The organism is Bacillus sp. FSL R7-0646 (genome assembly GCF_037969865.1).
Taxonomy (GTDB): Bacteria; Bacillota; Bacilli; order Bacillales; family Bacillaceae; genus Bacillus; species Bacillus licheniformis.
In genome coordinates this window covers 411143-432865 of sequence record NZ_CP150217.1, presented here as the reverse complement: position 1 = coordinate 432865, position 21723 = coordinate 411143, and the positions used below count along the sequence as shown (strand labels likewise).

The window sequence follows — 21723 nt, the reverse complement described above, 5'->3', positions numbered from 1 at the left end:
AGGAGGCATTATGACGCCGAAAGTATTTGTTGAATATGCTGAATATTTGATTGCTGCTATTTTAAGTTCTCAATTTGTATTTGGACTTTGCACTTTATTTCTTGGGTATATAACTATGAATTATTATGAGCAGGGGACTTTCAGACCCCCCTCAAATATATTTAAAAAAACTGTTAATTTCGGTTTTGCATTGATTTTTGGTGCAAGTTATTTTACATATAAACGACTATATAGATATAACTTGTTCCTAAGAAAATTTTATTATGCCCTTTACCTTCTGGGGAGCGGTATTTTAAGTATCATCATTTTCTATATTTTATCATTTATCCTTCACTTCATTTTCAAGGTTTAAGTTTATAATCAAGGATGTGAAAACAATGAAACACCTCATCACATGTACATCAGAAGAACTAGCGCTTTTAGTAGGGTTATGTGACTATCCTGGTGTTGCAAAAGGAATTCTTGAATCATCGTTAGGAAAAAAATCAAAAAAAGAATGGGATGCAATCTTAGAGGCAACTGTCAACCAGCTCATTTTAAAACAATACTGGGACGAAGAAAAAAGTTCAAAAGACGAAAATCCTTTAAGCGAAGAAATGCAGAAATTCATCGTTTCCTATGTGAATTCAGAACAAATGATCCGCTGTTCCAACCTTGACAATAAAAACACTTTAATGCTTCACCATTTTGAAAATGAAACATGGCTTTTCCATATGATTGACCGCGATATCATCCATGAATTTGCGTATGTCGACGAGCAGGAAATTGCCCAGCTGATGAAAGACTATTACCACTTTTCAACTGATGAGGAACATATTCCTTTAAAATTTCGTCTTTCAGATAAATGCTTTGACTGGCTGAGTAATAAAGACATGACAGAAAAGGTTCGGAAGAAAAGTTCTTTTTCACCTGAGGAAGAACATAGCTTTAATCAATTGATAGCCGATCTTGAAGCAAACCAATGGTCGCTAAACAACATCTCACATTTTTACATCCCTAGCTTAAACGATGGACCTTTCTTGCAAAATATCGTCTTTTTTATTCCATCTGCCCGTGGCGTTTGGGTTGCTCAGTATGATGAACACAATGAAAAACCTGTACATATTTCATTAAGGACACTTGAGCAATGGAACGAATTATTAAAAGGGCTTGAGTATACAGTATCTTTTCAAAATACATAATGCCGCAATGCGAGAATAAATACATTTCAAAGCATCTCACATCGGGATGCTTTCTCTTATCTCAGTTTCCCGAATTATTGTTTCAAGAAGATAGACGAGATATGAAAAAACACAAAGCCAAACGTTGCCGATGCAGAAAACACCCATCAAGAAAAGGGGCTCAATATGAAAAACGAAAAAAATTTTCTATATAAAAAAATAAACGAAGCTATGATCATCTTCACGATTTTATTCCCTGTGGTTGGTATCTTTTTTGTCATCATGACGATATGGGGTTTATTGGAACAAGCCCCTTCAGAAATTCCCTTGTTTGTTTCGGTTATCAGCTTGTTCTTTTTCGTTCTTCCGCTCCTATTGCATATCTTCAGAAAAAAGGTCTGGCTGAAAAAACACATGGAGAATTATAAAAATTCAGAGGGATAAGCGGAGGAATATAAGTTTTGCTGAGATTAAAAGAAACGGTTGTATACAAAGATTTACCTTACAATATTCAATCTCATTTGAAGGCTCCCGTCAGCCGGGAAACGAAATGGGGAATGGCCTGTTTTATCGTGTTGGTGCTGGATATTCTCTGCATATTACCTGTGCTGGCGAGCAAAGTCGAATTTTTCACTTTTGCCGTCCTCCCTGTCGCTATTCTGATCAATGTTTGGATGATCCTCATAAATACCAGAAACATGACCGAATATCTTCATCACCTTCAATATGTTCGGTTTATGGGCGTATCTTTCAGCGGTATGTCATATTGCCAGCTGATCACGGCGCAAAAAATGATGTTTTCTGCCATCGGTTTTCATTTACCGTTGATCAGTCTGTCACTATTCATATATGCCGCCTCTATCTTCCTCGTCATTCGGTATTACTTGGCTGTATTCCCTGATCCTAAAAGAGGCAAAAGGGAGACAGCAGCTCCGACAGGGATGCTTTTGGCGGCTGTTCCGGCGGCCGGTTATATGATAAGTCATGCTGTTTTGCGAGTTTCAGAGTCTGCCGTCTATTTGTTGATGAGTATCGTCTATCTGCTTATGGCTTGTTTATTTTCTATAATGGGGGTCAAATTCATCCACAAATACTTCTTCATCAAAGCGAATCAAGATATCATCAGACAGCATAGGATTTAAGGCACAAGGAGATGTCATGTTTGAAAGGCAGAAATAAAATCATTTTCTTAGTTTATTCCCTATATGCAACAATCATCATTTTGGCCGCCCTTGTCAAACCTGCAATCAACTGGAAGGAAAGGCTTGCCGTCATCGGCTTTATGTTCGTTTCAATTTCTTTATTCACATTCATCATTTATGTGTTTATAAATAAGCCGAAGAAAGATCAAAGCGCGCCCCGATGCAACATCGTCGCGAAAATCTTTTGGAAGAAACACAGAAAACCGTTCACGCTCTCTTTCTACTTCGTCGGCATACTGATTGTGGGAATATCCGTGTTTTCCATGTCCGAACTCTCACTCGCTTGGAAATCCGGCATGTTTGCGATTCTGTTTGCCGTGATATCGGGCAATTTTTTTGCGGTTTATCAAACGGCGAATCAAATGCTGAACCGGTCTTGTTTGGAAAGAATGCCTGACGAAGAATGAAAAGCTTTTTATGTCAGTTAAAAAACGCTTGAGACCGCTATTCATAAAGGAGTTATGATGTCACCAGAAACTTTTGTTGAATATACCGAATACTTAATCGCCGGTATGTTGGCCGCTCATTTCGCTTACAGTTTGTGTTTTTTAATCATTGCGAGTCATATGATCATTGAATATGAAAAAATGATCTTTTTAAAACCTGAAAAACGGTCCCATAAAATCACAAATACATTCGTTTTTCTTCTTGTCGGCACCGGCTACTTTGTTTACAAACGGCTATTAAGATACAACTGGTTCCTGAGAAAACTGTATTTCGCCCTTTATCTTGTGGGCAGAGGCATCTTAAGCATCATCATCTTTTATATTTTTTCTTTTCTGGTCCATCTCATTTTCAGCGTTTAAATCATTTACAATTGGAGAGATCCGAATGTCTAATTTTCTACAAAAACCAAGAAACAAAGCCATCTTATCCGTCTACCTGTTTTTCGTATGCGGCTCCGTTCTAAGCGCCGTTCTGAATCCGAAGATGAGCATCGGGGAAAAGCTGTTTATCCTCTGTTTTAATATTTTCTCGGCAACTTTATTCGCATTTCTCATTTATCTACTGCTAAATAAATTGATGAAAGATGAAGACCGCAAACACCCGGCAGATCCCGAAAAAAACGGGATTAATCAAGTGATTTGGAAAAAATACAAAAAGCCTCTGATCCTGTTTGTTTATTTTGGCAGCCTGTTTGCCGTCTGCGCTGCTATTCTTCCCATGCCGATATATACCGTTGCTGAAAAGCTCGTGATCCTTTCGATCGCCATTATTTTTATTACAATTTGCTGTATCCTGGCTTATAAAGTGACGAATAAAATGCTGCAGAAATAATTGAAAGGACCATGGTTCGCCATGGTCCTTTTCTTCATTTCCTCAGCTCCCCCAGCGTCTCTTCCCACCGCCGCAAAACCGCCGCTTCATCCTTCAGCTTAATCTGAACGCCGGAGATGATATCAGCGTATTTTGCGATATCTTCCCGGGCCGCTTCGACCGTACCGGCGAAGCGCGCTCTCGGGTGTTTGGCGTCTCTTAATTCGGGCAGTTTCTTTAAAGACAGCCGCACATAATGTGCTTTGCCTTTCCAGCAAGCGACGAAGAGCGCCCGTCCTGTTCTCGCAATATTCGCGGTCGTCGTTGTGCCTTGCCAGAGAGCCAGGCGGATGTCGGTTTTGTTCAGGGCAAGGATTTCGCCGGCGCTGATCATCGCCGTGTGCGGCCAGCCGTCTTCTGTGACGGTCTGGAGCATCATCGCTTCGTGCCGCTTACCGGCGAGCTTCTCTCCGTTTAAAAGCTGAAATAGTTCGTTTGATAGCTGAGCCATGCCGGATGCCTCCCTTTAGATTTTCCGGTCTGGAATCGCCGGCACTTGTACAGCTGTTTCAACTTCAGCGGGATCGATTTTAAAGGCCGGATTGTATTTTTCAGGATTTGTGATCGTCTCCGGCTCTGATGACCTCCAAGTGAAAAAGCAGTGCTGGCATTGATAGACTTCCCAGGCTCCTTCAACGGGTGATTTGCTGACGGTTTCCGCTTTTTTTAATTCGCAGCGCGGACATGTATGCATGATGAAACACTCTCCTCTTTTATTGATTTAGCAGATTCATTAATTTTGCTTCCCACTCTTTCGTTCCTATAGGGGAATCGAGCGGCTGTGAATAGTGTCCCCTTGTTTCCGGTGCAGCCGGCGTTGTCGCGTCCAATATCATTTTGTGGGTGATTCCCGCCGGTTCAGAACCTGGATCTAGCGCCAAAACGGATAAATCCGGGATGATGACTGCATCGTGTTTCGGATGCATTTTCGTTGAGATTGCCCACATCACTTGCGGGAGGTTAAACGGATCGACGTCTTCGTCAACGAGGATCACCATTTTGCAGTAGCCGAGGCCGTGCGGAGTTGTCAGCGCGCGCATGCCGACGGCTTTGGCGAATCCGCCGTAGCGGCTTTTCGTTGATACAATGGCGATCAAGCCGTGCGTATACATCGCGTTTACCGCGACAATTTCATTCGGATACGCCTCTTTAAGCTGCTGGTAAAGCGGCACACATGTATTAATGCCGACCATATAGTCAACCTCAGTCCAAGGCATGCCTAAATACAGGTGTTCAAAAATCGGATTGTTGCGGTGGCAGACGCGCTTGATTTTGATGATCGGCATGCTTCGTCCGCCTGAATAGTGGCCGGTAAACTCGCCGAACGGACCTTCATACTCGCGTTCGCCCGCAAGGATCTCACCTTCGAGAACCACTTCTGCGCCCCATGGGATATCTAAGTTAGACAGTTTTGATTTGACGATTTTATATGGTTCGCCTTGCAGGGCCCCTGCCATCTCGTATTCTGATTGATCGTATAAGAGCGGTGTGGATGCCGCCGTTGCAATAACCGGTTCGCAGCCGAGCGCAATCGTGACAGGCAGGTTTTCGCCGCGCTCTTCAGCCTGACGCAGGTGGATCGCAATGTCATGCTGCGGGACGGGCTGAATGCCGAGGCGGTCTTTGCCTTTTACCTGCAATCTGTACATGCCGACGTTTTGCTTGCCGAAGTGGTCCGGATCCTCGACATCTCTCGAAATGACGCATGCCTTGTCTAAATAAAAGCCGCCGTCGCCCTGATTGATGCGGAAGAGCGGCAGAATGTCAAACAGGTTGATGTCTTCTGTGATTTCGTTTTCGTGAAACGGCGCTGTCTCCTCTCTTTGCACTTTTACTGGAAACTGATTATAACGGCGCGCGAACTCAAAGAATTGTTCTTTAACCGGCGTGTCTTTTGGAAGGCCGAGCATTAATGCGTGGTTCGGCCAGGAGCCGATTACATTCAGCGCGATTTGGGCATTGTTATAGCCGTAAATGTTGTTGAATAAAAGAGCGGGTGATTTGTCTCCGAGGTTGTTGGCGGCGCGTGCAGCTGCTCCCAAATCGGGTTCCGGCTTCACCTCTTCCTGGACTTCAAGAAGCTGTCCTTCTTTTTTCAGCGTATTTAAAAAATCTCTAAAATCTTGATAAGCCATTCTGTTATCCTCCTTATTTCTCCTGTTTCATACCTTCCCAGCGCTTCGCTTCAGACAGATGGATGCCAAATTGGTCCAGCGTCCGAAATACGATATGATCGACCATTTCGGTCAGATTTTGGGGATGATTATAAAAAGCCGGCATCGGCGGCAGGATCACCGCCCCCATTTTTGTCAGCTCAAGCATGTTTTCAAGATGAATCTGGTTCAGCGGCGTCTCCCTTGTTAACAGAACGAGCTTTTTCCGTTCCTTCAGCATGACGTCCGCCGAACGGGTCAAGAGGTTATCCGCCATACCGGTGCGGATGCCCGCCAACGTCTTCATACTGCACGGTGCGACAATCATTCCGTCCGTTTGAAAGGAACCGCTTGAAATGCGGGCCGCCTGGTCTTTGTGGGAATACGTAAAAGATGCGAGCTTTTCCACGTCTTTCATCGTATATCCCGTTTCGTGCAGGATCGTTGCCGCTGCCCACGGAGAGATGACAAGGTGTGTCTCTGCGTCGGTTTTCTTCAGCCACTCCAGCATCCGCACGCCAAATACCGCGCCGGTCGCGCCCGTGATTCCGACGATGATGTTCATATGCGCCCCCCCTTTCCTTCCTGGTGCTTCAGTTAAAATGATACGCCTCTATTTACCATATTGAAAATATCTGTTAAATCTATATATAATACTCTAAAGGTATAAAAAGGAGTGCCGTGAAAATGGATATTCGCCAGTTAAAATACTTCGTTACAATCGCCCGGGAAGGAAAAATTACAACGGCGGCGAAGCGGCTCCATATTGCACAGCCGCCGCTCTCCAGGCAGTTGAAGCAGATGGAAGAGGAGCTCGGAGTCGTTTTATTTGACCGGAACAAAAAGAAAAACCTGACGTTGACCTACGAAGGAGAAGTTTTTTTGAAAAGAGCAAAAGAAATCCTGCACAAGCTTGAGGATTCCATCTTGGAGGTGCGGGAGCTGCGTGAAGAAGTCAACGGAACCCTTGCCGTCGGCTCGACGATTTACTGCGCGGCCCTGCTGCTCTCAAAAGTCTCGAAGATCAGAGATATGTATCCGAATTTAATGTTTAACATTTGGGAAGGTGAGCCTTCACGGCTAAGCGAGCTCCTGGAAAGCCGGCAGATCGATGCAGCCGTCACGACAACGCCTATCCACAGCAAAAACACCGAATCAAAAAGCCTGCCGGAGGTTCCATGCAAGCTTGTTCTTCCAGGGAATCAGTCGTATGGCTTAAAAGGAGAAGCCGGAATGAAAGAAATTGCCGGCCTGCCGCTGATTCTGCTCAGGCCGTCGCACGGAAAAGGGATTTACGACGAGGTCGTCCATCACTTTCAATCATCTGGCCTCGAACCGAGGGTCGTTTGTGAGTGCCATGATTCTACAACGCTTCTCAGCCTCGTCACTTCGGGATTCGGAGCGACGATTCTGCCGCTGTCCATGCTGCCGGCGCATTTTGCACGGCATGTTCAGACATTGGAAATTCAAAACAATCCGTTCATTCTGCAGCCGTCTGTCGTTTGGAGGGCCGGCAGTTTTCTGCCGAAGCCTGTGAGAGAATTTTTGGCTTTATTTTGATAAGCGCCCGGGAATGCGCCAATAAAAAAAGAGAAGGCATCATGCCGATGCCCTCTCCTTCGCATTGGTTACAGCAGTTTCTTCCCTAACAATGATTCGATCAGTTCGACGGCCGCCTCACCGGTTTTATTTTTATGATCCAGTATCGGGTTGACTTCAACAAACTCGGCGGATGTAATGATATCTGCGTCATAGAGCATTTCCATCGCCAAATGGCTTTCCCTGTAGCTGATGCCTCCGACGACAGGGGTGCCGACTCCCGGAGCGTCACTCGGATCAAGACCGTCCAGATCAAGGCTCAGATGGATGCCGTCGCAATTTGCTGACAAATACTCGATCGTTTCCTCCATTACCTTCGTCATGCCGAGCCTGTCAATTTCATGCATGGTATAGACTTTCATGCCGGTTTCACGGATATATTTGCGCTCTCCTTCATCAAGCGAGCGCGCACCGATGATGACGACGTGCTCCGGTTTGATTTTCGGCGCATAGCCGTGGAGGTTGACCAGCTTTTCGTGGCCGACACCGAGACTTACCGCCAGCGGCATGCCGTGGATGTTGCCTGACGGCGATGTCTCAAGCGTATTTAGGTCTCCGTGTGCGTCATACCAAATCACGCCGAGCTGTTGATAATGCTTGGCTACACCCGCCAATGTCCCGATGGCAATGCTGTGGTCTCCGCCCAGCACGAGCGGGAAGCGGCGCTGCTCGACGACATTGTCGACGATATCGGCCAGCTTGCGGTTTCCTTCCAGTACGGAAACTAAATTTTTCAGCCCTTCGTCTCCTTTTGGCTGATCGCGGTTGATCGGCACATCGCCCAGATCATCGATATCATAGCCCAGCTCGTTTAAGCGCTCCACGATATGAGCGTAGCGAATCGCGCTCGGTCCCATATCCACACCGCGCCGCGCCTGCCCCAAGTCCATCGGCATTCCAATCAAAGAAACTTGTTTATTCATCAATAACCACCTCATCGTTTGTTTTGTTTTGATAGATCATTGCTTCTTGTCGATCAAGAGCCTGGCGTTTTTTCACAAACACGTGATAAACAAAGTAGCAGGCCGACATGAATAAAATCCCGCAGTACAATGCCATCCTCTGCTCTGAATCAAAAGCGAGGCTCACAAGGACGGCGCTGTTTAAAATAAATCCCGTCAGCGGCAAATAAGGATAAAGAGGCGTTTTAAATTTTAAGTCTTCAACCTTTCCGCCTTCTTTGACATATCGTCTGCGAAATAGCAGCTGTGATACCGTAATCGTGATCCAGCCGACTTGCGCGCTTAAACCGGCTAGAGACAAAAGCCAAATGTAGAGCGTTTCTGCTGCGACTACGCTTGAGATGAGGGACAAACCCGCAAAACCGAGCGTGATCCAAAGCGCATTCATCGGAATACCTCTTTTATTGACCCGGCTTAAAGCCTGAGCGGCCATTCCCTCTTTCGCCAGGGAATAAAGCATCCTCGTCGATGCGTACAAGCCCGAATTCGCCACCGATAACAAAGCAATTAAAATAACAAAGTTCATCAGATCGGCGGCATACGGAATGCCGATTTGTTCAAATACCACAACGAACGGACTTTCAACAACCCCCGCTTTTTCCCATGGAATCAATCCCGCCAGTACAAATACGGACAGGCCGAAAAACACCAGTGTCCGCCAGACCGTCTGTTTGATGGAGCGGGGCACCGTTTTTTCCGGATTTTCGCTTTCCCCCGCCGCGATCCCGATCAGCTCCGTCCCCTGAAAGGCAAAGTTGACGGTGATCATCGTGATAAAGATCGCGCCGAATCCGTTTGGAAAAATTCCGTCTCCAATCAGATTGGAAAAGAACGGTGCAGCCTGTCCGTCTTTCAAGTCGATGAGTCCGAACATCGCGCCTCCGCCGAGAATAATAAACAGAAGAATGACGATAATTTTGATGCCGGACAGCCAAAATTCCGATTCCCCGAAAGCCTTTGCCGATAAAGCATTGAGTGAAAAAAGCAGCAGCCCGAAAATCAAGCACCATATCCAGACGCCGACATCGGGAAACCATCTTTTCATCAGCTGCCCCGCTGACAAAAATTCCAAAGCAACAGTAACCGACCAGCCGAGCCAATAGATCCAGCCGACGGCAAACCCTGTAGCAGGCCCGATAAATTTTGTCGCGTACGTCTGAAAAGAGCCTGAAACCGGCATTGCCACAGCGAGCTCCCCAAGGCAGAGCATCGTAAAATACATGATCATTCCGCCCGCTAAATAGGAAAGAATCGCGCCGATCGGTCCGGCTTCATTAATCGTATAACCTGTTCCGAGAAAAAAGCCGGTTCCGATGACGCCGCCAAGCGAGATCATAAACAAATGGCGGGATTTCATCGTTCGTTTCAGTGTATATTGTTCACGGTTTTCATGATTCAAACCGCCTTCACCCCTTCCGTTTCAATTCTCCCTAATGTCAGCTCCCCCTATGACATATAGACTATTTTTTAAATCTTCTGAACATTTTCCTGATATTTCAATTTTTGACAAACTTCGCACAGACAGCGAAAAAACGGGCTGAACAATCCCCTTATTGTTCAGCCGTTCGCTTTACTTCGACAAAACACGGGTAATCTTTTCAATCGCCCAATCCAGATCCTCATGAGAAATGACAAGAGGAGGTGCAAAGCGAATTACCGTCTCATGCGTTTCTTTGCAGAGCAGCCCTTCTTCTTTCAGGCGCTCGCAATACGGACGCGCCGCCTCGGTCAGCTCTACCCCGATGAACAGCCCCCTGCCGCGCACTTCTTTGATTTTAGGATTATCAATTTGCGAGAGCTTTTCTTTAAAGTATTCCCCAAGCTCCAGCGACCGTTCAGCGAGCCGCTCGTCTTCCAGCACTTCAAGAGCTGCGATCGATACGGCGCATGCAAGCGGGTTCCCTCCAAAGGTCGATCCGTGTGAGCCCGGATTAAACACGCCAAGCACATCCCGGTTTGCTGCAATGCACGATATCGGGAACACGCCGCCTCCGAGCGCTTTACCTAAAATGTACATATCCGGTGTGACGTCCTCCCAATCAGAGGCGAACATTTTCCCTGTACGTGCAAGCCCTGACTGTATTTCATCGGCGATAAACAAGACATTGCGCTCTTTGCAGACTTCAGCAGCCTGCTTCAAAAAGCCTTCCGGCGGAATGACAATTCCCGCTTCACCTTGAATCGGCTCAATTAAAAAAGCGGCTGTATTCGGTGTGATCGCCTGTTTCAGCGCTTCCAGATCCCCGTATGGAATCAGCTTGATGCCGGGAAGCATCGGTCCGAAACCGCGTTTATACTCTTCTTCTGAAGATAGCGACACAGCCAGCATCGTCCGGCCGTGAAAATTGCCTTCACATGCGATAATTTCCGCCTGATTGTCCGGAACGCCTTTTACATCATAAGCCCAGCGCCGCGCTGCTTTAACTGCGGACTCAACCGCTTCCGCACCGGTGTTCATCGGCAGAACCATGTCCTTCCCCGTTAATGAAGCGACCTTTTCATAAAAAGGACCAAGCTGGTCATTGTGAAAAGCTCTCGAAGTCAGGGTGATTTTGTCTGCCTGATCTTTTAACGCCTGGATGATTTTCGGGTGCCTGTGCCCTTGATTCACTGCGGAATAAGCGCTCAGCATATCCATGTATCGGTTGCCTTCCGGATCTTTCACCCACGCGCCTTCCGCTTCAGAAATCACGATCGGCAGAGGATGATAGTTATTCGCGCCAAAATGTGCGGTTTGCTTCATAATTTTCTCGGACTTTGATAGAACCGTCATTCTGATTCCTCCTTCTTATTTTTGGACATACATGCCAGATGTCGTATTTTGTTTCACACTATCTTATATGCAAGTATCGTGCCAACTCTTAATACCGCAAATTTTCAGAACATTGCATGTGTAACTCGCAAAAAATTTTGCGGTTTTTATGCAAAGGTGCAAAAATAAATGCATATTTTTTTGCACCCTTATCAAGTCTTCACTTAAAATGGAGACAGATACGAACAAAGGGGGATATCAATTGCTGAAGGATTATGATTTTCTGAAACTTATTTTTCAAGGAATTATAGATGAAATCGATATCGGCTTGCATGTCGTCGATGAAAACGGCACATCTGTTGTCTATAACAAAAAGATGAGCCAGATTGAAGGGATGGATGTCGGCGATGTGCTCGGCAAAAACGTGCTGGACGTGTTTACGTTTGCCAGCCAGCATGACAGCACCCTCCTGCAGGCGCTGCATCACGGGAAAACGAACAAAAACGTCAAACAGACTTACTTTAATAACAAAGGACAGGAAATTACGACCGTCAATCATACATTCCCCATTATGGAAAACGGGAATACGAAAGGAGCGGTCGAGATTGCCAAAGATGTCACAAAGCTTGAACGCCTGATCAGAGAAAATATGAACAAAACAGAAAGCACAAAGTATACGTTTGACAGCCTGATCGGCGTCAGTCCGGCGTTCAAGGAAGTCATTGAACATGCAAAGCGGGCGACCCGGACCTCTTCCTCCATTCTGATCGTTGGCGACACCGGAACCGGAAAAGAACTGTTCGCCCAAAGTATACATAACGGAAGCCAGCGCTCAACGGGCCCATTCATCTCGCAAAACTGTGCAGCCCTCCCGGAAAGCCTTGTCGAAGGCCTATTATTCGGCACGGTCAAAGGCGCATTCACGGGAGCCGTGGATCGTCCGGGTCTTTTCGAACAAGCTGACGGCGGAACACTGCTCCTTGACGAAATCAATTCTTTGGACTTCAGATTGCAGGCAAAGCTTTTGCGCGCGATTCAAGAAAAAACGATCAGGCGGATCGGCGCTTCAAAGGATACTCCGATCGACGTCAGGATCATCGCGACGATGAACGAAGATCCAGTCGACGCTGTCAGCGGCCAGAGGCTGCGAAAAGATTTGTATTACAGGCTGAGCGTCGTCACCTTGTTTATTCCTCCATTAAAAGACCGGAAGGAAGATATTATGCCGCTCACGCAGCATTTTATCGACAAATACAACGCATTGTTCCAAATGGAGGTCAAGGGTTTTGAAGAAGAGGTGCGGCGGTTCCTGCTTTCATACGATTGGCCGGGAAACGTCAGGGAGCTTGAACATTTAATTGAAGGCGCCATGAATTTGATGTCCTACGAAGACAAAATCGAGCTGACGCACCTTCCATTGCAATACAGGACGAAACCAGCGGCAAAAGAGCAGCTGCCGCAGCAGGGCTATGATCTGTTCGCCCCGCTTCCTTCCGCCTCGGCCGCTCCTTTAAAGGAACAAATCGAGAATGCCGAAAAGTATTATATTCAAAAAACCGTTAAAAAATGCAATTACAATGTGTCACAAGCGGCTCGGGTGCTGGGGATCAGCAGGCAAAGCCTGCAATACAGGCTTAAAAAATGGAAGATCCGCTTCGATCAGGAATCAGAATGATCTTCTCTCCCTTTCATCACTAAAAACGTATTTCTTGACTCATACTAAAAAAGGTTTATGCTTTACTTTTGTAAGAGCCTTAAGTAAAATCATATCAACTAAATCCAATCAGTAAAGTGGGGAATAAAATGAAGAAAGCAATATTCGCTGTATTATTGACGCTGTTGATCACCGTGATGGCCGCATGCGGCGCGTCAGGGGACAATTCCAAGGATAAAAACGCAGCCGGCGACAGCCTCTGGTCTTCAATCAAAGATAAAGGCGTATTGACAGTCGGTACTGAAGGAACGTACGAACCTTTTACATTCCACGATAAAAAAACAGATAAATTAACAGGTTATGATGTCGAAGTGATGCAGGAAGTCGCCAAGCGCCTCAACCTGAAAGCTGAATTTAAAGAAACGCAGTGGGACAGCATGTTTGCCGGACTCAACTCAAAGCGTTTTGACGTCGTTGCCAACCAAGTCGGGAAAAAAGACCGTGAAGATCAGTACGATTTTTCTGATTCATATACAACTTCCCAAGCCGTCGTTGTCACAAAAGCGGACAACAACGATGTAAAGTCTGAAGGAGATGTCAAAGGGAAAAAAGCCGCGCAGTCTTTGACAAGCAACTATAATGACCTTGCGAAAAACGCCGGCGCTGAAATCGAAGGCGTAGAAGGAATGGCTCAAGCGTTTCAGCTGATTCAGCAGGGCCGTGTCGACCTCACCTATAACGATAAACTGGCGGTGCTGAACTATTTGAAGACGTCAGGAAACAAAAACCTGAAAATCGCTTTTGAAACAGGCGAGCCGCAAACTACGCATTTTGCTTTCCGCAAAGGAAGCGGCGAACTGGTTGACAAGGTCAACTCCGCGCTGAAGGACATGAAAGAGGATGGCACACTCGCGAAAATAGCGAAGAAATGGTTTGGCGAAGATGTTTCTAAGTAATATACAAGCGGCGGCCATCGGCCAGGCGATCCCGTGGGATCTTGTGCGTGAGTCATTTTGGCCGATCTTTTTAAGGGGAATCTATTACTCGATTCCCCTTGCCATTCTCTCTTTTATATTCGGTATGATCATCGCATTGATCACGGCGCTGGCGAGAATGTCCAAATCCCGCATTTTAAGAGCGGTTTTCGGCATTTATGTCTCAGCGATCCGCGGAACGCCGCTGCTCGTTCAGCTGTTCATTATTTTTTACTTGTTTCCAGCGTTTCAAGTCACGATCGACCCGTTTCCGAGCGCAATCATTGCCTTTTCATTAAATGTCGGCGCTTATGCGTCGGAAATCATCAGGGCTTCCATCCTTTCCGTTCCGAAAGGACAGTGGGAGGCGGCTTATTCGATTGGAATGACTCAAAAAACGGCGCTTACCAGGGTCATCCTGCCGCAGGCTGTGCGCGTGTCAATTCCGCCATTATCCAATACATTCATCAGCTTGGTTAAAGATACATCGCTTGCGTCACAGATTCTTGTTGCTGAATTATTCCGGAAGGCCCAGGAAATCGGGGCCGGCAATCTTGACCAAATTTTAATCATTTATATGGAAGCCGCATTCATCTATTGGATCATCTGCTTTGTTCTCGCGCTTGTTCAGCAGCAGATTGAACGGCGTTTGGACCGGTATGTGGCCAAGTAAGGAGGGAAATAGACCATGCTTGCGATCAAAGGGCTGAATAAATCCTTCGGCGAAAATGAAATCTTAAAAAAAATCGATCTGAACATCGAAAAAGGAAAAGTGATCGCCATTTTAGGGCCTTCCGGTTCCGGCAAAACGACGCTGCTTCGCTGCCTGAACGCTTTGGAAATTCCAAACCGCGGCATTCTTTCTTTTGACGATTTCACCATCGATTTTTCCAAGAAAAATAAACCTGCTGACCTCCTCCGCCTGCGGAGAAAGTCGGGAATGGTATTCCAGGCCTATCACCTGTTCCCGCACCGCACCGTGCTCGAAAATGTGATGGAAGGGCCTGTAAAAGTGCAAAAGCGCAATAAAGAAGAGGTCAAAAAGGAAGCCGTTCAGCTTCTGCAAAAGGTCGGCCTTGAAGACAAAATGGATCTCTATCCATTCCAGCTTTCCGGGGGACAGCAGCAGCGCGTCGGGATCGCCCGCGCCCTGGCCATCAAGCCTGAGCTGATGCTTTTTGACGAGCCCACATCGGCTCTGGACCCCGAGCTGGTCGGCGAAGTGCTGAAAGTCATGAAAGACCTTGCAAATGAGGGCTGGACGATGGTTGTCGTCACCCACGAAATCAAATTCGCGCAGGATGTCGCAGACGAAGTCGTCTTTATCGACGGCGGCGTCATCGTCGAACAGGGCCCGCCTGAACAAATTTTCTCAGCCCCTAAGGAAGAACGAACAAAACAGTTTTTAAACCGGATTTTGAATCCTGTATAAACAAAACAGCCTGATCAAGAGAGATCAGGCTGTTCTTTTTATTCAGCGGCCAGTTTAAACTTGGATGCCGCCTGATTCAATTCTTCCGACAAAGCGGAGAGCTGCTGAATGGCCGATGCGATTTCCTGCATGCCGGCGCTTTGCTGCTCCGCTGCCGCAGCGACTTCTTCAGAGCCTGCCGCCTGCTCTTCGGTAACGGCGGAAATCTGCTCCATCGCAGACGAAATGGTTTGATACGATTTTTCGACTTTTAACAAGGACTGAAGCAATTGATCTGTGCGTTCGGCGAATTGAGAAATTCCTTTAAAAATTCCTGAAAAATTCTCGTATGTGCCATTGATTAAAATCTGCCCTTTGTCAACCGCTTCGTTTCCTTCCTGAATGCGTTCCATGACAAGCCGGCTGCTCTCCTGCGTGCCCGCCACAAGCTGGGAAACGGATAAAGCGGCATCTGCCGAACGTTCAGAAAGCTTTCTGACTTCTCCGGCAACAACCGCAAAGCCCTGGCCTTCCTCACCGACCCGGGCGGCTTCAATGGAAGCATTGAGCGCCAGCAAATTCGTCTGTTCAGCAATAGAGGAAATCATTCCGATGACTTTTTCAATTTCTTCTGTATGGTTTTGCATCTCTGATGCCGCTTGTTTGGACTCTTCCATCACGTTTTTAATCGTCTGGGTCTGCCGCAATGTTTCTTCGACAAGCTCCTGCCCCGTCTTGGAATCCTTGCTGACGCCCTCGGCAACGTTCTTCATCTCGTTCACTTTTTCTGTGACATGTGTAAGCTGCTGATCGATTTCGGCAGCCGATGTATGACAATCCGAAACTGAAGAGACAACCTCGTTGATTCCCTCGCTCATGCTGTTCATCGATTCAGCCACTTGAGCTGCGCTTTCGCTCGATTCAGCCGATACATTTTTCAGCTGCAGGCTCGTCTTGGATACCTCTTCAGAGGAAGCTGAAATATGTCCAATCAATTGTTGTAAATTTTCGCTCATCCGCTTGAACGATTCGGCAAGCTTTCCTGCTTCGTCCCGGCTCTTGACAGAAATGTCGGCCGATAGATCGCCGTCGGCAATTTTTTCTGAAGCCTTCATCAGCTGCCTGATCGGCTTCGCGATGTAAGAACCGAGAAAATAGGCCATGACCATTCCGAGCAGCAAGACAAATGCTGAGATCGCAATTGTATACCATTTCGCTTTTGCCGCTGTCTCCGGAATCACGGAAGCATCAAGGTCGATCCCCAAAATTCCCACCTTTTCTCCTGAGCCGTTCTCAAGCGGCAGAAAAATCGACTGGTGGATGCCGTATTCGTCCTCATACACGTCGCTTACCGTCTCTTTGTTTGTCGTCAAGGCTTCTTTCATTTCAGGAGAAAAGCTGTAATCCGTGCCGAAATCATCGGGCGTATCCGACAGCACGAGAATCCGCTCCTTCCCGCCTTCATTGGAAAGGATATAAATATTCTCAAGTTTGTTTTTCTTTTTCAGGCTGTCCACAGCCATTTTTGTCTGCTTGTAAAGCGGACCGTCTGCGGAATCGATCTCAAGCGGATTCCCGTCCAGACGTTTGATTTGATTTTCAGCAAGATGAATATCGGTATAAAGGCGGTTTTGGAACTGCTGTTTCAGCTGCTCTGACAAGTCTTTGCTGATAAAAGTAAACACGGCTGAAAATGATGCGATCGTGATTAAAAGCACTAAGGCGACGCCAATCATAATTTTGACTGAAATGTGTTCTGTTAGCTTTTTCTTCAACGTTTTCATCGTCTATATCCCCTTTAATTTGTCATGAGAGACCCATGCTCCCGGAAGACTTCCTCAATAGTTTCTTTTAAATAATCGATAATTCCCGGGACATGTTCAGGCATGGTATACGGAGAAATGACGAAAAACTTGCTGACGCAAAGCGGTAATTCAACCCCTTCACAGGACTTCACAAGCAAGTGTTTTTTCGTATCGCCAAAAAACATCTTGTCCCTTTTTGTTCCGAGCTTTTCAAATAATTTTTCAGTAAGCGCATTGTTTCTTTCCAGCTCTTCAATGGTGCATGCTCCCGAAATTTCGTCTTCAAATCTAGGCGCCCCTTCAGGATAAATGCGAAACAGCGTAGACATGCCGCAGTTGTCCGGGTTCACAATATCGGCCTCCGGAATCTGCCGAGACAGCTGTTCCCTAAAATGCAGGTTGACTTCAAGGAACTGGGCAAGCAGCTTTTGATAGCCTTCATAGCCAAATGCCATCAATGCGCTGTACATACTGATCGAACTGGCCATGCGCGAACATTCCAGCGTGTAGCCCGTATGGTAGTCCCCATAGCCGCGGTGGCCGACATACGGCGTCTCATCGGGATCCAGATCGATCCGTTTTAAGTCATTGCGATCCTTCACAAGAAACAGGCTCGTCACATAAGGCGTCTGCCCGAGCTTCTGAAAATCAAAGCAAAGCGAATCGGCAGCATGCAGATGCCTCATTTTTTCCTGAATCGGTTTGATCATGCTGAGGACACCGGGACTGAAGGATAAAGCGTTCTCATTCAGATCGTACTCATTAAAAAAGGCAAAAAATCCTCCCAGGGCGGAATCGGCGTGGATATGCGGAACCGGCAGCCCGAAGCTCTTCGCGGTTTCTTCAGCCGCACGGCGGACAGCGCTCACATCATCGATGCCGATCGCATCTGTCGTTCCCGTCGTGGCTACGATATAGACGGGAATGCCCCCGGCTTCGCATACTTGTCTAAGCTTCTCTCGCAAATCTTCCGTATCCATGGAATGGTCGAGATTTGTTTTGACTTTAATTAAATGATCGCTGCCGAGTCCTGCGGCTTCCATCGACTTATACAAGCTGTAATGAGCCGCTTCAGAACAAAACGCATAGAAATTGCCGGGAACCCCTTCTTTTAGGGATGACGGAGCCATTTTGGCAATCGCGATTCTGAGGCCGCTGTATACCGCCCCTTGTCCTCCCCACGTTGTATATCCTCCGCTTGTTTCGGCATCATACCCAGCAAGCTTTGACATCATCGCTGTAACCTTCACTTCCGCCTCCGCTCCGGCTGGACCGTACACATCCCACAGGTTATTGCCATTGACCATAAACGCCGTAAGCATGCCTAATATCCCCGGGATGCTGGCCATCGGCAGAATGTTCGTGAAAAAGTATTTGGTGTGATACGGATGGCCGTGCAACAGCTTCAACAGCTCTTCGTTAACCTCTTTCATCGGCGCACCTTCATGCGGAATCCGACTCTCTGCAACCAGCTTTTCATAAAAGAAGCCCTCTCGGTTCTTCTCGCCGCCAAGGTTGACCTGATCCGGATTTTTCAGGTTGTCCACTCCCTCGATCAGCTGCTCGATCAATGATAGGAACTCGTTTCGTTTTGCTTCATTTCCGTCCTCGCTCGGAAACCATCTCTGTACATCCGGTGTATTGCGTTGCTGCATGATTTTCTCTCCTGCCTTGTCTTTTATATTTCAGAAAAAGATTTCACTTACCATATCGGTATAATATTCCTATATTTTTAGGCCTTCGCTCAAAAAGTTCATGAAATTGTTTTATCTTTTACATTTTCTCCAAAATAAAAAAACTTCTTAACAATAGATTAAGAAGTTTTTGAATCATCCAAGCGTTGTATTCGTACAATAGAATGATAAATTCATATTGGAAAGGATTTCTTTAAAATGAACCACGAAAAAGAGAAAAAGAGAAAAAGACATTCAGTATGAGAATGGTGCTCAATGTGGTCGGTCTATTCGCCTTTATCGGCATGACAGTCGGCGCATATACCCAGGCTTATTACTTGGATGAACATCTCGAACTCCTCCGCTTCGCATACATGACGGCATTAGAGTGGAAAGAATTTTTTTGTTTGTGTCCGGGACGGCCGTCATCTATTTCGTTTTAGCAAACGTTCTTTTATACAAGAAAAAACGCTGAAGAAAGGATTAGTGCTTTCGTCTTCTCCATTCCTTCATTTCCTCTATAAAGGCAAGATACAGACAGACGATTAAGGCAATGATCAAAGCGATCCAAACGGGCATCGCCAGAAAAGGTGCATAAAACAACAGCGCCAGACAGGCTAAAAAGGCAAGACAGATCAGCCTAACTAAAAAAATCAACGCCATTCCCCCCTTTTTTCATAAAATCTGCTGTTTTTTCGCTGCAAACTGCTGAACCGCAATGACAACAAAGAGCCAGCATACAAGAACAGCCCAAGCGCCCGGTTCGCCCATCGGCTCTGTCAAATAGGGCTGGCCTATGATGCTTCCGTCGACATAAATAAAATGGTGAACCATGAGGGATTGATAAGCAGTCAATGGCAAAAAAGGCAGACTCATCATTTGCTCAGCATACGGGATCGCCAAGCTGATCAGCACACCCGCCAGCCGGCTTTTCGTCAACAGCGTGACAGTCATTCCTAGAACACTGTAAAATGTCAATCCGATCATTAAAAACAAAATTAATACCGGATAGGAGACAGCTGCATTCACTTCAAGAGAAGCGGCTAAGTCTGAATGTGCCGTGGCGAACGTCCAAGCCAGCCAACCGCCTGCCAGTCCAAGCAATAAAGCTGCAATAACCATAACAATAACCAGACTTAACAGTGCGCATAGTTTTCCAGAAACCGCTTTTCTCCATCCGATGTGAGCGGCTTTCATTTTCACAGTCCCCTGATGGTATTCGCTTCCGACAAGGTGAGATCCGATTATAATAAAAACAATTGGCCCAATGTTCGCGAGGATTAATAAAAACAGATTAGGAGTAACACTTGGATGAAGTCCTATGTACATACTACGCGCTATATCATCATTTTTTTCAATCTCCAATCCGCCGTTTTCAAGCTCTTCCTCCGCCCCATTCTTTTTCACTTCATCAATGACGGATTGGTGAATCTTTTCCTGTCTGCGTTCCTCGCCTTCAGCGCTTTGATATAAAGTGAGAAGCCCCCAGATAAAGCAACAAAATAATAACGCGATACAAACCCTCACAAGCATGCTATTCTTCAATTGATTCGTTTCAATTTTGAACGGATTCATACGTTAACCCTCTCTTTTCCGACTGAAATCCATCCTTGTAAATATCTGTCACCATTTTCCCCATTGACGCTTTTTCAGTCGATAGCTCTTGAAAATTCAGGGTGCTTCTCCTCACCTGATCAATCACGGCGCGGGCCTGTTCACCTGATTCGCAAACGATGCGGTATATTCCGGAAGAATCAGGTTCAGCTTCTGGAAACTGCACAGCTATTTCCCGATGGTCATCAGTTACAATTCGAACATATACGGGAAATGCTTGAACAAGTTTTACAATAGGACCGGAGAAGATAATTTTTCCACTTTGCAAAATCGCTATATTGTCAGCGAGATTTTCAATCGCGTCATAATTTTGCCCCGTAATCAAAATTGCACATCCCCTGGCAGTCATCTGTTTTAAAGCGATTTGGACCAGCTGCCATGACGGTGGGTCGAGGCCGATTGACGGCTCATCAAGAAACAAATATTTAGGTTTGCGCAATAACGCGGCCGCTACAGCTAAACGGTGTCTTTGACCCAGTGATAGCGCTTTTGCTTTTTGTTTTAAAAGTCCCTCATCCAATTTGAGCATGGCACAAACCTCCTGACTCCACTTTCGATCAAGGCTGTGTATACCTGATAAAAACTTTAGATTGTCAAGACCACTTTCATTAGGATAAACAGGAGGCTCATCAAACACGCAGCTGATCTTCTCCCGGATTTCCCCGACGCTTTGCCCGTCGAACAGCGCATTTCCTGCCTTCGGACTGATTAAGCCGAGAGCAACCTTTATCAAAGTTGTCTTTCCGGCTCCATTCTCGCCTGCCAAGAACGTGATGGAGGAGGGATCGGCATGGAAACTCACCCCCCTTAGCACATCCTTGGTACGATATTGATGTTGAATGTTTTTAAAGTTTATCCCTATTGTACCCATCGGTATGTCACCTTTCATATATAGCTTTAATTTGTATACCAACTGCCATTTGATTTAAATGAAACCTTTATTCTTGAGCTATAATTAGATCCAACTGGCCCCCATGGTGTTGGAACTCCCCAAGTGTATCTTACTTGTAAATTAGAACGTCCTGTTGCACCTTTCCCTGTATTGTACCAGTCCCAGCTTTTAGAGCTTCCTGATTTAAAATTCGGAGGAAGTGTCCACCAATCATTACTTAAAGCTCTGGGACTCTTATATAACTTACCGCTTCCGTAAGTGAAAGTAGTATCAGAGTAATGTCTGGCAACTACAATGTTTAAAAGACTTTTATAGCTCCTATTAACTGACACGGTTTTGATATATTTTTTCGCTTGTGTTGTTACTTCACCATCCTGTATGCTAATTGGCTGCGTATATGAATACACTGTTTCATCAATGAATTTATTCTCATCCAAAACCCCGTTATTGTTCTGTGGTTCTTGAGCATGTATTTTTGTTCCACCAACAAAAACAAACAATAAACCCAGGACAGCACTAATATAAAGTTTCTTCATGTTTACTCTCCTTTTTTAG

25 protein-coding genes are annotated in these 21723 nt (G+C 46.1%); 12 read left to right on the top strand and 13 right to left on the bottom strand.

All coding sequences use genetic code 11. From position 1 onward, the window contains the following. Positions 1-10 precede the first annotated feature (10 nt). From MKY62_RS02195 to MKY62_RS02170, 6 genes are all read left to right on the top strand, one after another. Complete coding sequence (locus MKY62_RS02195; RefSeq protein WP_003178890.1) at positions 11-352, top strand: hypothetical protein; 342 nt, start codon at positions 11-13, stop codon at positions 350-352. 25 nt (positions 353-377) lie between these two features. Next, positions 378-1181: a hypothetical protein gene (locus MKY62_RS02190; protein WP_003178889.1), complete on the top strand. Its 804-nt coding sequence runs from the start codon at positions 378-380 to the stop codon at positions 1179-1181. 440 nt (positions 1182-1621) lie between these two features. Further along, the gene (locus tag MKY62_RS02185; protein WP_003178887.1) at positions 1622-2302 is read left to right on the top strand and encodes a hypothetical protein; all 681 of its coding nucleotides are present in this window, start codon (positions 1622-1624) and stop codon (positions 2300-2302) included. Positions 2303-2322: 20 nt separating this feature from the next. Continuing rightward, positions 2323-2769 carry a hypothetical protein gene (locus tag MKY62_RS02180; RefSeq protein WP_003178886.1) on the top strand — a complete coding sequence of 149 codons (447 nt, stop codon included), beginning with the start codon at positions 2323-2325 and terminating at the stop codon, positions 2767-2769. Between the two features lie 57 nt (positions 2770-2826). Then, the gene (locus tag MKY62_RS02175; RefSeq protein ID WP_003178885.1) at positions 2827-3168 is read left to right on the top strand and encodes a hypothetical protein; all 342 of its coding nucleotides are present in this window, start codon (positions 2827-2829) and stop codon (positions 3166-3168) included. A gap of 25 nt (positions 3169-3193) precedes the next feature. Beyond that, positions 3194-3640 (top strand): hypothetical protein, encoded by a 447-nt coding sequence (locus MKY62_RS02170; protein ID WP_003178884.1) that lies wholly within the window; start codon positions 3194-3196, stop codon positions 3638-3640. Between the two features lie 34 nt (positions 3641-3674). Here MKY62_RS02170 and MKY62_RS02165 read toward each other — a convergent pair whose 3' ends face one another. Genes MKY62_RS02165 through MKY62_RS02150 form a run of 4 tightly spaced genes read right to left on the bottom strand, consistent with a single transcriptional unit; the run spans position 3675 to position 6397 of the window. Further along, complete coding sequence (locus MKY62_RS02165) at positions 3675-4130, bottom strand: pyridoxamine 5'-phosphate oxidase family protein (RefSeq protein WP_003178883.1); 456 nt, start codon at positions 4128-4130, stop codon at positions 3675-3677. A 15-nt stretch (positions 4131-4145) separates the two neighbouring features. Then, on the bottom strand, positions 4146-4373 hold the full coding sequence (locus tag MKY62_RS02160; protein ID WP_003178882.1) for a non-oxidative hydroxyarylic acid decarboxylases subunit D: 228 nt from the start codon (positions 4371-4373) through the stop codon (positions 4146-4148). Positions 4374-4392: 19 nt separating this feature from the next. Next, complete coding sequence (locus MKY62_RS02155) at positions 4393-5814, bottom strand: non-oxidative hydroxyarylic acid decarboxylases subunit C (protein WP_009330203.1); 1422 nt, start codon at positions 5812-5814, stop codon at positions 4393-4395. A 13-nt stretch (positions 5815-5827) separates the two neighbouring features. Next, on the bottom strand, positions 5828-6397 hold the full coding sequence (locus MKY62_RS02150; protein WP_003178880.1) for a non-oxidative hydroxyarylic acid decarboxylases subunit B: 570 nt from the start codon (positions 6395-6397) through the stop codon (positions 5828-5830). 122 nt (positions 6398-6519) lie between these two features. On the opposite strand from MKY62_RS02150, the gene MKY62_RS02145 reads away from it, so the two are divergent. Then, positions 6520-7392: a LysR family transcriptional regulator gene (locus MKY62_RS02145; RefSeq protein ID WP_003178879.1), complete on the top strand. Its 873-nt coding sequence runs from the start codon at positions 6520-6522 to the stop codon at positions 7390-7392. Between the two features lie 68 nt (positions 7393-7460). Here the strand turns inward: MKY62_RS02145 and rocF are convergent, their stop codons facing one another. The 3 genes from rocF to MKY62_RS02130 all read right to left on the bottom strand — a co-directional run bounded on the left by rocF (position 7461) and on the right by MKY62_RS02130 (position 11166). After that, positions 7461-8354: an arginase gene (gene rocF, locus MKY62_RS02140; protein WP_003178878.1), complete on the bottom strand. Its 894-nt coding sequence runs from the start codon at positions 8352-8354 to the stop codon at positions 7461-7463. Further along, positions 8347-9750: an amino acid permease gene (locus MKY62_RS02135; RefSeq protein ID WP_009330205.1), complete on the bottom strand. Its 1404-nt coding sequence runs from the start codon at positions 9748-9750 to the stop codon at positions 8347-8349. The genes rocF and MKY62_RS02135 overlap by 8 nt, the downstream gene beginning before the upstream one ends. Positions 9751-9963: 213 nt before the next feature. Further along, positions 9964-11166, bottom strand: a complete 1203-nt coding sequence (locus MKY62_RS02130) for an ornithine--oxo-acid transaminase (protein WP_003178876.1) — start codon at positions 11164-11166, stop codon at positions 9964-9966. A gap of 241 nt (positions 11167-11407) precedes the next feature. Between MKY62_RS02130 and MKY62_RS02125 the strand changes: the two genes are divergently transcribed. From MKY62_RS02125 to MKY62_RS02110, 4 genes are all read left to right on the top strand, one after another. Further along, positions 11408-12820: a sigma-54-dependent Fis family transcriptional regulator gene (locus MKY62_RS02125; RefSeq protein ID WP_003178873.1), complete on the top strand. Its 1413-nt coding sequence runs from the start codon at positions 11408-11410 to the stop codon at positions 12818-12820. Between the two features lie 128 nt (positions 12821-12948). Next, on the top strand, positions 12949-13755 hold the full coding sequence (tcyA, locus tag MKY62_RS02120; protein WP_009330207.1) for a cystine ABC transporter substrate-binding lipoprotein TcyA: 807 nt from the start codon (positions 12949-12951) through the stop codon (positions 13753-13755). Continuing rightward, positions 13742-14446, top strand: coding sequence for an amino acid ABC transporter permease (locus MKY62_RS02115; protein WP_003178869.1), 705 nt, complete (start codon positions 13742-13744; stop codon positions 14444-14446). Before tcyA ends, MKY62_RS02115 begins: the two co-directional genes overlap by 14 nt. Positions 14447-14461: 15 nt before the next feature. Then, the gene (locus MKY62_RS02110) at positions 14462-15205 is read left to right on the top strand and encodes an amino acid ABC transporter ATP-binding protein (protein ID WP_003178866.1); all 744 of its coding nucleotides are present in this window, start codon (positions 14462-14464) and stop codon (positions 15203-15205) included. Between the two features lie 38 nt (positions 15206-15243). On the opposite strand, the gene MKY62_RS02105 is transcribed toward MKY62_RS02110, so the two are convergent. Then, positions 15244-16968, bottom strand: a complete 1725-nt coding sequence (locus MKY62_RS02105; protein WP_003178861.1) for a methyl-accepting chemotaxis protein — start codon at positions 16966-16968, stop codon at positions 15244-15246. Positions 16969-16982: 14 nt separating this feature from the next. Next, entirely contained in the window at positions 16983-18644 is a 1662-nt protein-coding gene (locus MKY62_RS02100; protein WP_003178859.1) for a pyridoxal-dependent decarboxylase, read from the bottom strand. A 278-nt stretch (positions 18645-18922) separates the two neighbouring features. Between MKY62_RS02100 and MKY62_RS02095 the strand changes: the two genes are divergently transcribed. After that, positions 18923-19105 carry a hypothetical protein gene (locus tag MKY62_RS02095; RefSeq protein WP_003178857.1) on the top strand — a complete coding sequence of 61 codons (183 nt, stop codon included), beginning with the start codon at positions 18923-18925 and terminating at the stop codon, positions 19103-19105. Between the two features lie 40 nt (positions 19106-19145). Here the strand turns inward: MKY62_RS02095 and MKY62_RS02090 are convergent, their stop codons facing one another. From MKY62_RS02090 to MKY62_RS02075, 4 genes are read right to left on the bottom strand one after another with little or no spacing between them, the layout of a single operon-like run. Continuing rightward, on the bottom strand, positions 19146-19325 hold the full coding sequence (locus MKY62_RS02090) for a hypothetical protein (protein ID WP_009330211.1): 180 nt from the start codon (positions 19323-19325) through the stop codon (positions 19146-19148). A gap of 12 nt (positions 19326-19337) precedes the next feature. Next, a complete protein-coding gene (locus tag MKY62_RS02085) occupies positions 19338-20237 on the bottom strand; it encodes an ABC transporter permease subunit (protein WP_003178852.1) in 900 nt (299 codons plus the stop codon). Then, a complete protein-coding gene (locus tag MKY62_RS02080) occupies positions 20218-21147 on the bottom strand; it encodes an ABC transporter ATP-binding protein (protein ID WP_003178850.1) in 930 nt (309 codons plus the stop codon). The genes MKY62_RS02085 and MKY62_RS02080 overlap by 20 nt, the downstream gene beginning before the upstream one ends. A 26-nt stretch (positions 21148-21173) precedes the next feature. After that, the gene (locus MKY62_RS02075) at positions 21174-21704 is read right to left on the bottom strand and encodes a hypothetical protein (RefSeq protein ID WP_003178848.1); all 531 of its coding nucleotides are present in this window, start codon (positions 21702-21704) and stop codon (positions 21174-21176) included. Positions 21705-21723: the final 19 nt, after the last annotated feature.

What these genes read in the sequence shown, in the direction of transcription:
- MKY62_RS02195 (WP_003178890.1), top strand. Translation starts at nt 11, where the DNA reads ATGACGCCGAAAGTATTTGTTGAATATGCTGAATATTTGATTGCTGCT.
- MKY62_RS02190 (WP_003178889.1), top strand. Translation starts at nt 378, where the DNA reads ATGAAACACCTCATCACATGTACATCAGAAGAACTAGCGCTTTTAGTA.
- MKY62_RS02175 (WP_003178885.1), top strand. Translation starts at nt 2,827, where the DNA reads ATGTCACCAGAAACTTTTGTTGAATATACCGAATACTTAATCGCCGGT.
- MKY62_RS02170 (WP_003178884.1), top strand. Translation starts at nt 3,194, where the DNA reads ATGTCTAATTTTCTACAAAAACCAAGAAACAAAGCCATCTTATCCGTC.
- MKY62_RS02165 (WP_003178883.1), bottom strand. Translation starts at nt 4,130, where the DNA reads ATGGCTCAGCTATCAAACGAACTATTTCAGCTTTTAAACGGAGAGAAG.
- MKY62_RS02160 (WP_003178882.1), bottom strand. Translation starts at nt 4,373, where the DNA reads ATGCATACATGTCCGCGCTGCGAATTAAAAAAAGCGGAAACCGTCAGC.
- MKY62_RS02155 (WP_009330203.1), bottom strand. Translation starts at nt 5,814, where the DNA reads ATGGCTTATCAAGATTTTAGAGATTTTTTAAATACGCTGAAAAAAGAA.
- MKY62_RS02150 (WP_003178880.1), bottom strand. Translation starts at nt 6,397, where the DNA reads ATGAACATCATCGTCGGAATCACGGGCGCGACCGGCGCGGTATTTGGC.
- MKY62_RS02145 (WP_003178879.1), top strand. Translation starts at nt 6,520, where the DNA reads ATGGATATTCGCCAGTTAAAATACTTCGTTACAATCGCCCGGGAAGGA.
- rocF (WP_003178878.1), bottom strand. Translation starts at nt 8,354, where the DNA reads ATGAATAAACAAGTTTCTTTGATTGGAATGCCGATGGACTTGGGGCAG.
- MKY62_RS02135 (WP_009330205.1), bottom strand. Translation starts at nt 9,750, where the DNA reads ATGAAATCCCGCCATTTGTTTATGATCTCGCTTGGCGGCGTCATCGGA.
- MKY62_RS02130 (WP_003178876.1), bottom strand. Translation starts at nt 11,166, where the DNA reads ATGACGGTTCTATCAAAGTCCGAGAAAATTATGAAGCAAACCGCACAT.
- tcyA (WP_009330207.1), top strand. Translation starts at nt 12,949, where the DNA reads ATGAAGAAAGCAATATTCGCTGTATTATTGACGCTGTTGATCACCGTG.
- MKY62_RS02115 (WP_003178869.1), top strand. Translation starts at nt 13,742, where the DNA reads ATGTTTCTAAGTAATATACAAGCGGCGGCCATCGGCCAGGCGATCCCG.
- MKY62_RS02110 (WP_003178866.1), top strand. Translation starts at nt 14,462, where the DNA reads ATGCTTGCGATCAAAGGGCTGAATAAATCCTTCGGCGAAAATGAAATC.
- MKY62_RS02105 (WP_003178861.1), bottom strand. Translation starts at nt 16,968, where the DNA reads ATGAAAACGTTGAAGAAAAAGCTAACAGAACACATTTCAGTCAAAATT.
- MKY62_RS02100 (WP_003178859.1), bottom strand. Translation starts at nt 18,644, where the DNA reads ATGCAGCAACGCAATACACCGGATGTACAGAGATGGTTTCCGAGCGAG.
- MKY62_RS02095 (WP_003178857.1), top strand. Translation starts at nt 18,923, where the DNA reads ATGAGAATGGTGCTCAATGTGGTCGGTCTATTCGCCTTTATCGGCATG.
- MKY62_RS02090 (WP_009330211.1), bottom strand. Translation starts at nt 19,325, where the DNA reads ATGGCGTTGATTTTTTTAGTTAGGCTGATCTGTCTTGCCTTTTTAGCC.
- MKY62_RS02085 (WP_003178852.1), bottom strand. Translation starts at nt 20,237, where the DNA reads ATGAATCCGTTCAAAATTGAAACGAATCAATTGAAGAATAGCATGCTT.
- MKY62_RS02080 (WP_003178850.1), bottom strand. Translation starts at nt 21,147, where the DNA reads ATGGGTACAATAGGGATAAACTTTAAAAACATTCAACATCAATATCGT.
- MKY62_RS02075 (WP_003178848.1), bottom strand. Translation starts at nt 21,704, where the DNA reads ATGAAGAAACTTTATATTAGTGCTGTCCTGGGTTTATTGTTTGTTTTT.